The organism is Flammeovirga sp. EKP202 (assembly GCF_014534745.1).
Taxonomy (GTDB): Bacteria; Bacteroidota; Bacteroidia; order Cytophagales; family Flammeovirgaceae; genus Flammeovirga.
Genome location: NZ_JACVVP010000011.1, coordinates 84,557 through 98,628 on the forward strand (window position 1 = coordinate 84,557; position 14,072 = coordinate 98,628).

Consider the following 14,072-nt stretch of genomic DNA (forward strand, 5'->3'; position numbering starts at 1 on the left):
AATTTTCTGGATTGTATTAATATAAAAAAACCGGAATTAAACTAATTCCGGCTTATTCAATCTAACTAAAGTGTGATTCAAGTCTACAAGAAATCACGTTAACAATATTATTCTTTGATCAGCTTTACACTTTGATGAGCATTGCTCGTTTTCACTTGAATAATGTAAAGACCTGTTTTAAAATCTGAAACATCTAGTGTTTGTTGTCCTGCTCTAAATTCTTTTTTGAAAATAGATGCACCTTGAAGATTAAGAATTATGACTTCTGCATTTTCCACTAACTCAATCGTAACTTGGTCCGTTGTAGGGTTAGGGAAAACGCTTGTTACAATTTTAGTATCTTCAATTGATGTAGGAATTTCCTCTGGTGCATTAACGGTGATTTTGACTTCATCTAATACTACAACATCACCGATCGATACTTTTACAACGAACGTGAAAGTCGTCTCAACACTTACATCAGGAGCAGTAAATGTAGGTTTAGAAACAGTTGCATCTGACAAAGTTATTCCTTCTGGTGCCAACCATTCAAATGTTACTGTTTCAGGCGTTGAAGCTGATGCATCTAGTGTGACTACATCACCAATTTCAACTACTTGATCCGCACCTGCATTTGCCACTGGAAGTTCGTTAGGACTAATAGTAACCGTTACTTCGTCTGTTGTTGTCATGTCTTTGTATTCAGCAGATAATGTAAACGTATAGGTTGTTTCTTCACTGACTTCTGGAGCCGTAAATGTTGGCATAGTAGCATTTACATCAGAGAGTACGATTCCCTCAGGAGCCGACCATGTTAATGCTGCATTGGTAGGAACAGTAGCAGAAGCATCAAGCGTAACAACTTCTCCAACAAATGTTGAGATAGAAGTACCAGCATCGGCAACTAATTCTGGGTATACTAATACATTAACCTCACTTGTTGCTTCATTACCTAAGTATTGAGCTGTTAAAGTAAACGTATACGTCATTTCTTCAGATACATTAGGCGCCGTGAACGTAGGCATTGCCGAATTAACATCAGAGAGTGTAATTCCTTCAGGAGCTGTCCATACCAATGTAGCATCAGCAGGCGTAGTTTGAGATCCATCCAGTGTTACAGTCGTTCCCATTTTTGCTTCTTGATTTTCACCAGCATTCACTTTAATTTCTGGAGTGACCGTTACTTTTACTTCATCAGTGGCTGTTATTTTATCATTCTGAGCCGTTAAAGTAATCGTATATTCTTTTACAGCCGTTAGTGCTTCTGTTGCGGTCGCTGTAGTTGTTATTCCTTCTGTAGCTGAAAGTGAGATACCCTCTGGTGCTGACCATGTGTAAGTAAACTCCTCTGCTGAGTTTTGACTTGCTATAAGTTCCACTGATCCACCGGCTTGAATTGTGACATCATTTCCGGCATTCAATACAAACTCAAAGTTACTTTCTACTAAACTAAAATCATCAAAATAGACTGTAGTTTGAACGTCTGTAGGACTTTGGATATAGATTCTTGACGCAACGATATCACCATTATTTACATCATTGATCGTATATTCTTCATCAATCAAAATCTCCTTTTCAAAGTAAACCCACTCACCAATAACCGCTTGATAGTCTCCCCAAGTAATGTCCGTATTTCCGATAGCCAATTTATAATTATCAACTGCAGGCCACTCATCAAATGGCATTATTCTGATGTTGAAAACAGCGGCGTTCATGCGGTCTACTCTAAATCTACCACTGAATGTGTATGTTTTACCAATTTCAAGATCAAAGTAACTGTCATCATTCGTTTGAAGGGCATCGATTCTGTCTTCTTCTTCAATTAATAAACTATTCAAGCCTTCACTTTTAGTACTGACCACATCGGAGCGAGTATATTGACTAATACCTTTCCAACCTACGGTTATTTCATCCTCAAATCCACCATTGACAATCAGGTCTTTTCCTTTAAGCTTTGCCTTTAAAACCGTTACTGTTACTGTCGTTTCTTCGGAGCTATTTTCTCCATCTACAACAGTTAGTTTAAAAGTATAGTCCGTTGCTTCATTGACTTCAGGGGCCGTAAATGTTGGCATTACTGCATTGACATCAGAAAGCGTGATTCCTTCTGGAGCAACCCAATGATAAGTTAAAGAGTTGTCTGTTTTTGCTTCTGAAAGTGAAGCATCCAATGTCACTAACTTTCCGCTAAAAGCATTTTGAGGACTTCCTGCATTTGCAATAGGAGTTAAGTCAGGCTCAACTGTGATCATTACTTCATCAGTGGCTTCTCTTTCTCCAATTTTTGCAGTAAGCATAAATGTAAATGAAGTGACTTCTTGTACACTTGGCGCAGTAAACGTTGGCATTTTATCCGTTAAACTCGAAAGTTGAATTCCTTTTGGAGCCTTCCAGCTAATCATAGCCGAAGAAGGAGAAGTAGCTGAGGCATCAAGTGTTACAAGGTCTCCTTCAGTGACAGTTTGATCTTGACCTGCCATTGCATTAATACTTTCTAAAACAGTAACTTTAACAGTTGAATTAAAAGTTAGGTTACCTGTTGTGGCCGTGACCATAAAGTCAAGGTCAGTGATTTCCGAAATGTCATTTGGTGCTGTAAACGAAGTTGACATTTGATCTGTAGAAGTTAGCGTTATACCTTCCGGAGCTTTCCAAGTGTATGTGAAAACATTGGATGAATTATGCATGGCCATTAGATCTACCTTTGTGCCAGGAAGTACGGTTTGATCCTCATTGGTCTTCAAATCCATTGTAATATCAGCTTTTACAAGGCTTAAATCATCAAAATAAATTAATTCATCGGTTGTAATGTTAGGACTTTGGAAGTACACTCTAGCCATCACTTTATCGCCAATTGAAGCCCCCGTCTTAAACGTTTCATCAATGACTAAAGTCTTTTCAAAAGCTACCCATTCATTTAAAACAGGTTGAGCATCACCCCAGCTTAGATCATTTCTTGTAATTGAAAATTTCGTGTTATCTGCATCTCTCCATTGATCTGAAGGCATTAATCTGAAATTATATACAGTGGTAGTCATGCGATCTACTCTAAACTTACCTGTAAACTTATAAGATTGTCCCACTTCAAGCTCCATAAAGCTCTCAGGGTTGGTTTGAACCAAATCAATTTGGCTTGTAGTCTCGATTTTCAAACTTTTTAGACCTTTAGAGTCCGCAGGAACTACCTCTGATGGAGTGAAATTATCGAGCCCTTCCCAACCTACATTTAAAGCTTCTTCAAAACCACCATTCTTTATAAGGTTTAATCCATATAGGATTGTGTTTTTGGCAGTAAATGTCACTGAAGCCGCATCAGAATCATTTTCTCCATCATTGACTACTAGTGTAAAAGTCATTGGAGTGTCAACATCCACATTTGGTACAGTAAACGTAGTAATAGGATTGTTTTCATTGGCCAATTGAATCCCTTCGGGTGCCGTCCATTTATACGTTAACGGATCATTATTTTCATCATAAGAAGCGGCTCCATGCAAAAAGACCACTTCACCTGACTCAATGGTTCTACCAGCTTGCACTACGGCAACCGGCTTTTTATTATCGATATTTAATGTGACCACTTCATCAATATTCTGATCAACCAGGATTTGGTCATTCGTCTCAATATGTAATGTCTTATTGATACTGTACTGATAAGTATCGCCTAGTAGAAGTTCAAAAGTAACTTGACCATTGCTATCCGTGATTTCAGTTTGATCATAACCGTCTGTAATGTACAATCTGAAAGATGCCCCTTCTACAATTTCTTGTTTATTATTTTTTACAGTGAAAGTAGCAGAGTAAGTAGTCACACCCTCTGTAATTAATGTAATTGTGCTAATTTCTGTATTATCATCAATCAAAAATGAACCTGTATATTCTTTGTAGCCGTCCGCATTGATTGTAAAATCATAGCTTCCATCTTCTAAAAGATCATCGACCTTACCTTGTGCATTAGTAGTATAATTAGTTTCATCAATAGTAATTGTAGCTCCTTCAATAGGAGTTGTTCCATCTGAAGTAACAATTAGAGGTATACCAGGGTACTGTTTGATTGATGCAAAAGCTTCAAGAGCAAAACCTTTTAGTATAGGATAAGAATTATCTCTCATAACCCAAGCTCCATCATCTGAAAAATCAAGGTTAGGAAAGTTCGTTTGATTTGTCATTTCCAATGAAGACAACACACTTACTTTTGTACTCTCATTGGCTCCATTGGAGGTTGTACGAGCGTAAAGACCCGAATAATCAATATTTGGTTCAACACTTAGCTTACTATCAGCTACTAGTGCTTTCTGGTCACCAAGGTTGATACATTGACTGATGGCAGTATTGGAATATAGATATTGAATATTGCCTGCAATTCCTGCATCCATTCCCCAGTTATTAGAAATCAAGGTTACATCAGAGATGCAGTTGGTTACCGAATGACCATTCATTTGGCCCACAATGCCTGCCACATGTCCGTTACCTCTAATAGTTCCACCTAATACAAAACATCTGTCAATATAGGTTGTATTTTCGGCTAACCCAATGATTCCACCGACTCTCGCTTTGGATTTGTCTGGCGTACTCACATTGATTAAACCTAAATTTTTGACTGTAGCATTGCGTGCACTTCCCACAAAACCTAACCCAATAGTAGTTTGCTCAGGGTTTGGCGTGATTATAAGATTGGAGATTGTATGGAAATTACCATCAAAAACGCCATTAAATGTTTTCTCTACATTGTTCGCTAATTTGTAACCGATAGGGTAAAACGTTTCCCCATCCATATCCAAATCAGCTGTTAATTTATAGTGTAAATCCCATGATTCATAAGCGGTTGTTAATTTGATCAAGTCAGCATTTGTTTCAATGAGAAATGGGTCTTCGGCGGTTCCGCTTCCGTTCCCCGTAAAAGTTTGTGCTTGTGCGCTGTTAAGAAAGCATAGAAACAACACACTCCAACACATGAATGTAAGTAGACTGTAAAAGTATTTCATACGTACTTAATATTAATTGGTTAAAAAGTGTTCTGTCTGTTCTGACCGATGTCCGACGATCGAAGAGTGTAAATGATCGATCAGAAGCGTAATTCAAAGATGTATATCTTACACTAATAAATGGGGTGTAAAATAAAGGGCAAAAGCGGGGGTATTTTTTAATCTGTTTCTACTTGATACATTATTAGAGGGTTAGCAATAAGTTCGAGTTTCATTTTTGATGTTGTTTTGGTGAAAAACGAGTTGTTTTAGTCTATTCAATCTACCTATTATCTGTTTTTATTAAAGTGATCGGATCTATTTTACCTCCTGCAAGTACTCTATAATTTAGAAATCAGGAGATTTCTGCTGATCTGTAGGATACGAATGACGCTATCGCTTAACATTCGCGCTAGTGGACTTTCTACCCAATTCATTTGCTACCTCTTCCCTTGGCCTTGAAGGGAAAAGCGTCAAGAATTTCATGAAGTGAGCCGTTAAAAATGATTTTGCTGTTTGAGCATCTCAAAACGATGAAGTTTTGATCGAGTTATCCTTTCAATAGGCGAGAGAAATGGAATTTAGCTTTTGACTTCTAAGCCTTGAATTTTTTGCTTCGTTTTTGTTTCAAGACAAAAATGAAGAAGAAGGAAGTTTGAAAGTAGATCCTATAAATGCTTGTATAAAGGTCGATTAAAAGTTGACGATAATTTAGTTTACAATGTATTTATTATATGACAAAAAAAAGAGAGACCATTATGATCTCTCTTACAAACAATTCAAAATATAAAATGTACTTTTTCAGTACTACATCAATTCTAATTTCTTTGTTTTGCCAAAACCTTCACCTCTAAGCTTTGTGAATTCCTCTAAAAGTTGTTTTGTCAACTCAGGGTTTTCTTTTGCTAGGTTATGTGTTTGAGCACGATCTTTTTTCAAGTTGTACAATTGGATTTCATTATCGTTACCCAATTCGATGTTCACTTGCTTGTTTAATTTCTTTCCTTTGTAAGGAGGGATTAAAACGTAATCTCCTTTTCTGTAAGAAGTTCTCGTTGTCGCTTCTAAGATTAATGAAGTTCTACCTTCTTCTTTAGCATCAAGGAATGCTCCTAATACATCTTTAGAGTCATCACTTCTAACATCACTACCAACTAATGCCGCTAATGAGTTTAACATATCCATTTGGCAAACTAAAGCAGTAGATTTACCTGGCTTGATTTTACCTTTCCAGTAAGTGATGAATGGAACGTGTGCACCCGCATCAAATAAAGAGTATTTACCACCTCTTAAACCACCTTTAGGGTCGTGATTTCCGATTAATTCCACAGCATCATCATAGTAACCGTCATTCAATACAGGACCGTTGTCTGAAGAGAAGATAATCATTGTGTTTTCTTCAATACCCGCTTCCTTGATCGTTTTCATCAATTCACCAATACACCAATCTGCTTCCATAATTACGTCACCTCTTGGACCCATTCCAGACTTACCTTCAAAACGTGGGTGTGGAGTTCTTGGTACGTGAGGTTGTTGCATTGTATACGCTAAGAAGAAAGGCTTCTCTGTTTTTGCTTGAGTAGTGATGTAGTTTTTCACTTTGTCAAGGAAATGATCCGCCATATCAACATCGCTCCATAAAGCAGATTTACCACCTTTCATGTAACCGATTCTTGGAATACCATTTACGATCGTATTATTATGACCGTGGTGCCATTTCATTGTGATTAACTCAGGATTATCCTTACCTGTTGGTTGTCCTTCGAAGTTCTTTTTGTAATCAATTTGAATAGGGTCGTTTTTATCCAAACCTACTACATCACCATCTTCAATATACACGGTAGGAACACGGTCTTGAGTGGCAGCCATAATGTAAGAGTGACCAAAACCAACCTCGTTTGGACCTGGAGAAATATGAACGTTCCAATCTTTGTCATGTGTACCTAAACCAAGGTGCCACTTACCAATAATTGCTGTTTCATATCCTGCCCCTTGAAGCATTTTTGGTACTGTCATTTGTTCAGTACTGATCAACATTGGAGCTGAACCGGGTAAGATTTGAGCATTTTTTCTCCAAGGATATTCCCCCGTAAATGCTGCATATCTTGAAGGAGTACAAGTCGCCGATGAAGCATAACCATTGCTGAAGTTAATACCACCGTTGGCCAACGCGTCCATGTTTGGAGTATTGATGGTTGTCGATCCATTTGCACTGATATCTCCATAACCCAAATCATCCATATATACGAAGATGATATTAGGTTTGGTCGTTTCTACTTCTTCTGAAGTAGTAGCATTTTTTTGGCATCCCAACGCCAACATAGCGAGAGGTAGGAGCCATAATTTGTTAATTTTCATTTGTTAATTATTATAATGATGGTTGAAAAGATATTTTAATTTCTGCGTCCTGAAGTCCTTCTGCTTTTGCTGTTAAAGTAATCGGTTTTTCAGGATTTTTTGCCCCTTGAACAATGGCTAGGGCTAGACCATTAAATACTTCCATTTTGCGGCCTTGTAATGAAGTCAATGATGCAGCATCACCATTTCCTACACCTGCCAGTTTACCGTCTCCGCTGACTTCAAAATGAATCATATTGGAAGCAGTAGCACAGAAGTTGCCTTTCTCATCCACTACTTTTACCGTAATGTATGAAAGGTCTTTTCCATCAGAAGCAATCAAACTACGATCGGCTTCTAATTCAATATGATGAGGTTTTCCTGCAGTTTTAATGGCTTTTCTAGCAACTTCTTTACCTTTAGTGTACGCCACCACTTCAATGCTTCCAGGAGTGTAAGGAACTTCCCAACTTAATCTATATTTCGACATCAATGGTCCTTCCTGTTTCCAATCACGGTGGGTCATTTTGATAGGGGTTAAGTCTACGCCTTTCACTTTTTTACCCATTGATTTACCGTTGACAAAAAGCTCTACTTCTTCTGCATTTGTAAAAGCATGAACAGGAATGATTTCCCCTTCATGACCTTCCCAATTCCAGTGAGGAAGTACATGTACCATTGGTTCGCTTGTCCATTGACTTTGATATAAATAATAGCGGTCTTTTGGGAAACCACATAAATCTGCCGCTCCAAAGTATGAAGAGTGACTTGGCCAATCACCGTTCCAATAACCATTGGTAGAGTTGTCTTTTCCGCCATATGGAGTTGGTTCACCTAAGTAATCAAAACCTGTCCACATAAATTCACCTAGAATCCTAGGACTCTTTGCTAACATGTCAAATTCCAAGTCAGGAGGGTACGCCCAAGGTGGGCCTACTAAATCATAACTTGTCACTTGGTTTACCCCTTTTTTAAAAGTAGGAGCAACCGGTCTTTCATAATAACCTCTTGAACTCGTACACGATGATGTTTCAGATCCATAGACCACCCATTCAGGATATTCTTCTAGGATTTTTTCATAACGCATCGGGAAGTAGTTAAAACCTACGACATCAATCTCGTGTGCCAATTTGTTGACGATAGAGGCAGGGTGGTAGTTGAAACCCGCAGTAACAGGGCGAGAAGTATCTTCAGATTTTGTAATCTTAGCCAATCTTCTAGTCTCTTTCCATCCGTCCTTTCTTCCTTGTTCTAAGATTTCATTACCGATACTCCACATAATGATGGAAGGGTGGTTTCGGTCTCTGCGAATCAAGGCACGTAAATCTTCTTCACTCCATTCCTCCCATACCTTGTTGTATCCGTTTTCTACTTTACCGATTTTCCAGTTGTCAAATGCCTCATCAATCACTACCAATCCCATTTCGTCGCAAAGCTCTAAAAGCACTTTAGCAGGAGGGTTGTGGCTTGTACGGATGGCATTTACACCCATATCTTTCATGATTTGCAACTGTCGTTCCTTTGCCCTTCTATTGACCGCAGTACCCAATGGGCCTTGGTCATGGTGCAGACAGACTCCTTGCAATTGTATTCTTTCACCATTTAAAAGAAAACCTTCTTTTGCTGAGAATTTAATAGTTCTTACACCAAAAGTTGACTCATACTTGTCTAACAATTCCTCACCCTTTTTGATTTGAGTGATCGCTTTGTACAAGTGAGGGTTCTCCATAGACCATAATACAGGTTTTAAAAGCGTAGCTTTTTGACTGATGGTCTTTGAGGAAGAAGCATCAATTTTTGCACTGGAAACTACATCACCTACCTTTTCCCCTTTATTATTATAGATCACAGTTTCAACACTGATCTCACTATTATTATCAGACGCATTTACTAAGTCGATATCAATCTCAATTCCTGCATTTCTTTCAGATACAATTGGTGTTTTGATAAACGTACCATCAAAAGCAATGTGAACTGGATTTTTGTATTCAATCCAAACATCACGATAAATACCAGCACCAGGGTACCATCTTGAGCTTAAATCTTCTGGAGCACATTTTACGGCTATTGTATTTTCTTCACCAAACTTTAAGTAAGGTGTCATATCCATTTCAAAACCAATATAACCGTATGGCCTTTCGCCAATTTTTTGACCATTGACAAACACTTCGGCATTATTCATTACCCCTTCAAAATGAACAAATACTTTTTGCCCTTCCATTTGAGAAGGGACATTAAAATCCTTTCTATACCATGCTTCACCATGGAAAGGGAGTCCACCACAACGAGCATTGTAAGCCTTATCAATAGGTCCTTCAATAGCCCAGTCATGAGGAAGGTCTAACGTTTTCCAACCTTCATCATTTAGGTCCAATGCCATTCCGTTTTTAAGTTCTCCTTTCGAAAACTTCCAATTGTCATTAAAACTGATTTCTTCAAGACTTTCAAAATCTTGCTGAGGGAGCTGTTGCGAACAGGCCATAAGCCCACACAAGACGCCAACACCTAATTTCTTTAAACTATTCATTATTCATTCCTTTAGTTCAATTCACTTGATTTAGTAAGTTTATAGAGATGTTTCTTGGGTAAATTTTCTTTATAAATGTTCGATCTCTTTTTATTTATTTCTTCCTCAATTTGATCTACCTTGGAAGCATATTTTTCGTATAAATCACAGGTCTTTTTTTCGAAAGACATACCTCTTTTACCTTTTTGTTGTCCAAAAACAGTACAGCTAAGAAGTAATAAAATAGAAGTGATTGATTTATACATCTTTTTATTTTAGTCGTGAACTATAGGCTTGTGCTTTTGCTTAAACTCGAAAGCAGATTCTTTTGTGAAACGCTCCACTAAAGGTTGACCTTCACCTCTAGCCACTTTGATTTCTTTGGCCCACACTTTTCTCAGTTCTTCTAGTTTCTCTTTGTATTGAGCATCAGTAGCGAGGTTTTTTAGTTCGTTTGGATCTTCTCCCAAGTGATATAACTCCTCATAAACAGGTAGCTCACCATTTAAAGAACTTTCAGCGTAACTTCTATAAACAGGGATTTCTTTATCATTCATACCATAAAGCACACTGTTGACATTCAATCCCAATGCTTTTGCATATTCTACTCTTTTGCTCGCTGAGAAATTATCGTTTTTATAATATCTGATGTATTTCCACTCTTGGTTTTGTACCGCTTCACATCTTGGGTTTCCAAAATGTGTTGACCATAGGTTTTCTGTGTACACATAAGGTCTAACAGAAGCATTTTCATCTGTCAATAAAGCTGAAACATCTTTTCCTTGGTATTCTGATGGAATTGCAATACCTGCTTTCGCTAACATTGTAGGTGCGATATCAATACTTTGTACCAAGTTATCATTTCTATGTACTCTTTTCTTCTTTGGAAGGCGAGGGTCATAAATAATTGTAGAAACTTTAGTACAGTATTCATACAATAGTGCTTTTCCTCCTAAACCATATTGTCCCATTAATAATCCATGGTCTGAAGAGAAAACGATGATGGTATTCTTATCTAATTTTAATTCTTTCAACTTGTCTGTTAAGTTCCCCACCAAACGGTCAATTCCTACCATGGCTTGATACTGACGTGTTAATCTTTCTCTTGCTCCTTCTGGCGTATCGACATGATTATAAATTACCTGACGGTCTTCCACGTGTAATAAATCGGCTGGAAGCTTAGGGTTTTTGATGTCTTTTTTTGCTACATAATGCTCTGGTAAAGGGAGAGTTTGATCTCTGAACAAAGACTTGTAAATATCATCATCACTTTCCTTTTGTTTCATGGTAGAAGTACTTGCACCATGCGGTAAGTTGAAGCAGATATTAAGTAGGAAAGGTTGATCTTGAGGTCTTCCTTCCATAACCTTAATGGCTTCTTTAATTCTAAAGTCATTATTGTCTAATACATCAAATGAAGCTTCTTGTAAAATTTCAATTTGCGTATCATTTTTTGCTCCTCTGAATATCTTATGACGATCTTTTGGATAGAAACCTAAGTGTCTGTGTCCACCATAGAAATAATCAAAGGCGTGTTCCATTACTTTTGAATCATAACCGTTTTTCCCTAGTGGTGTATGGTTTTTACCGACATAAGCTGTAAAATAGCCTGCTTCTTTCATTACAACCGGATAAGCTGTTTTCCAAGCTTCTTCTGATAATGCTGTTCCTGAATTAAAATTGACGCCATGTTTTCTCTCGTATTGAGACATGAACATTGAGACCCTACTTGGCATACAAATAGGACTTGTGATATGAGCATTTGTAAACAAAGTACCTTGATTAGCCAATTGGTCAATGTTAGGAGTCTTGACCACCTTATTGCCTGTCACACTTAAATAATCATAAGGTTGATCATCCGTCAGAATAAAAATAATATTAGGACGGTCATCTTTGGCTTTTTTCTGTGCATTCACACTCCAAAATGGGAGCGTAATAAATAATAGTAATAGATATTTCATGTTGTTAAATTTTAAGCTGGACGAAATAATAGGAGGTACATCACACCCCCTATATTTGTTTCTCGTCTTTCTGTGCTTGCAGTTACATAATAGTCACACTTGCTATTTGGAATTTCGCACCTAAGTCTACACTTCTTTTCATAGGTGAGGCATTTCCGATAGTTATTTTTAAAGCCCCTTTAGGGTCAATGGCTTTTCCTTTATCGTCAAAAATTTGTCTTGCTTCTTGCGTAATTTTAAAAGTGACTTCTTTTGATTCACCTGGCCTCAAACGAACTCTCTCAAACCCTTTCAATGAAGAGTTGGGAGCATCAAACTTCACTTTATAATCAGATAAGTAAAGCTGAACAACTTCTTCCGCTTCAAAATTGCCTGTATTTGTGATCGTTACTGTTGCTTCAATCACCTCTTTTGCTTTTAATTTCTCTTTGTTGAAAGAAATAGGGCTGTATTTAAATTCAGAATAAGACAACCCATAACCGAATGGATACATCGGATCTTTGTCCATGTATCTGTACGTTCTTCCTTCCATAGTATAATCTTCATAGGCAGGAAGTTGGTCTACTGATTTAGGGAATGTAATAGGCAATTTTCCTGAAGGGGAAGCATTACCAAAAATAATATCTCCGATAGCATCACCACCTTCTTGGCCAGGGTACCATGCAAATAAAATTACATCTGCAATTTCTGCGATCTCAGTAAGGTTAACAGGGCTTCCTGCTGTCAAAATCACAATCAATGGATTCTTCGATTTTGAACGTATTTTCTTTAAGTAAGCAATTTGATTGGCAGGCAATTTTAAATCATTCTTGTCACCTTTTGATGAAGACGCAATTGCTTCACCTTCTTCTCCTTCAATCAAACCTGAAATACCCATGACAGCAATACAAGCATCTGCAGCTGCCGCTTCGCCAGTTGACCAATCTATAGGATTACGATTTTCGCTATCTAGCATAATCCCTTGCTTGTAATTGATACTTGTTCCCAAGCTTACTTTACTTACAATGCCCTCTAAGATATTTGTCATATGACCACTTACGCCAAAGTAATTCCCTAACAACACTTCACTGTTATTGGCATTAGGTCCCACTACGTAAAGGGTTCTGATGTCTTTCTTTAATGGAAGTACATTGTTGTCATTTTTGAGTAAGACCACCGATTTTAATGCGGCATCATAGGCAAGTTTTCTGTGGGTAGCACATTCCACCGTATCACCACTTACCTTATTGAAAGGGTTGATTTCGGCAGGGTCTAACAAACCTAATTTAATACGAGTTTCTAAAAGATTTCTTAAACGTTCGTCTACCTCTTTTTCGGTCACTAAACCCGCGTTGACTGCGGCCACAATACTTCCTTTATACACCTTACCACAGTTCAAATCTGTACCGGCTTTAATTGCAGCAGCTGTCGCTTCTTCTGGTGTCGGGTAAACTTTGTGATGGGCATAAAAATCCTTGATCGCTCCACAATCCGAAACGACATGTCCATCAAATCCCCATTCTTTTCTTAGTATTTCTTCTAATAATAAATCACTTCCACAAGCAGGCTCGCCAAATACACGATTGTATGCTCCCATTACCGCTTCTACTTTTCCTTCTTGTACTAAAGTTTTAAAAGCTGGGAGGTAAGTTTCTCTGAAATCTTTCATACTAGGAACCGCATCAAAAACATGACGGTCTTCTTCAGGACCTGAGTGTACCGCATAATGCTTGGCACAAGCTGCTGCTTGAATATATTTTTCATGATCCCCTTGTAATCCTTTGACAAAATGTAAACCCATTTGTCCTGATAAGTAAGGGTCTTCACCATATGTTTCTTGACCACGACCCCAACGAGGATCTCTAAAAATATTAACATTAGGTGACCAGAATGTCAATCCTGCATAACGGGAACTATTATTCATTTCCTGAGCCACTAAAAACTTTGCTCTAGCTTCTGCTCCAATGGCGGTAGCAATATCTTGAATAAGAGCTTTGTCAAAACTCGCAGCCATACCAATCGCTTGAGGGAATACAGTGGCTCTACCGTTTCTTGCTACTCCATGGAGAGCCTCATTCCACCAACTATATTTAGGGATTTGAAGTCTTGGAATTCCTGCACTGATGTCTATCATCTGTGATGCTTTTTCTTCTAATGTCATCGCATTAAGAAGTGCATCAATTCTTTCGTCAGTATCTCTATATGGATCGAGCCAAATAAACTCTTCTTGAGCAATAGTTTCTTGTAAAGGCACTAATAGAAATAAGCACCCCAAAGCATATAAGTATTTAATCATTTCACTACCATTTTAAAAAGTTTTGCCGTTGTGTTTTCAAAAATACTAGATTG

The 14,072-nt window shown here is 37.8% G+C and carries 6 protein-coding genes; all 6 read right to left on the reverse strand.

Features of this window, described 5'->3' with window-relative positions; all coding sequences use genetic code 11:
• Positions 1 to 107 precede the first annotated feature (107 nt).
• The 6 genes from IC221_RS09090 to IC221_RS09115 all read right to left on the reverse strand — a co-directional run bounded on the left by IC221_RS09090 (position 108) and on the right by IC221_RS09115 (position 14,019).
• Positions 108 to 4,961 carry a T9SS type A sorting domain-containing protein gene (locus tag IC221_RS09090; protein WP_188168668.1) on the reverse strand — a complete coding sequence of 1,618 codons (4,854 nt, stop codon included), beginning with the start codon at positions 4,959 to 4,961 and terminating at the stop codon, positions 108 to 110.
• Positions 4,962 to 5,747: 786 nt separating this feature from the next.
• Positions 5,748 to 7,298, reverse strand: a complete 1,551-nt coding sequence (locus IC221_RS09095; protein ID WP_188168669.1) for a sulfatase-like hydrolase/transferase — start codon at positions 7,296 to 7,298, stop codon at positions 5,748 to 5,750.
• Positions 7,299 to 7,308: 10 nt separating this feature from the next.
• A complete protein-coding gene (gene galB / locus IC221_RS09100; protein ID WP_188168670.1) occupies positions 7,309 to 9,804 on the reverse strand; it encodes a beta-galactosidase GalB in 2,496 nt (831 codons plus the stop codon).
• Positions 9,805 to 9,815: 11 nt separating this feature from the next.
• Complete coding sequence (locus tag IC221_RS09105) at positions 9,816 to 10,049, reverse strand: hypothetical protein (protein WP_188168671.1); 234 nt, start codon at positions 10,047 to 10,049, stop codon at positions 9,816 to 9,818.
• A gap of 9 nt (positions 10,050 to 10,058) precedes the next feature.
• The gene (locus tag IC221_RS09110; protein WP_188168672.1) at positions 10,059 to 11,744 is read right to left on the reverse strand and encodes a sulfatase-like hydrolase/transferase; all 1,686 of its coding nucleotides are present in this window, start codon (positions 11,742 to 11,744) and stop codon (positions 10,059 to 10,061) included.
• An 82-nt stretch (positions 11,745 to 11,826) separates the two neighbouring features.
• Positions 11,827 to 14,019, reverse strand: coding sequence for a glycoside hydrolase family 3 C-terminal domain-containing protein (locus IC221_RS09115; protein ID WP_188168673.1), 2,193 nt, complete (start codon positions 14,017 to 14,019; stop codon positions 11,827 to 11,829).
• Between the last annotated feature and the right edge of the window lie 53 nt (positions 14,020 to 14,072).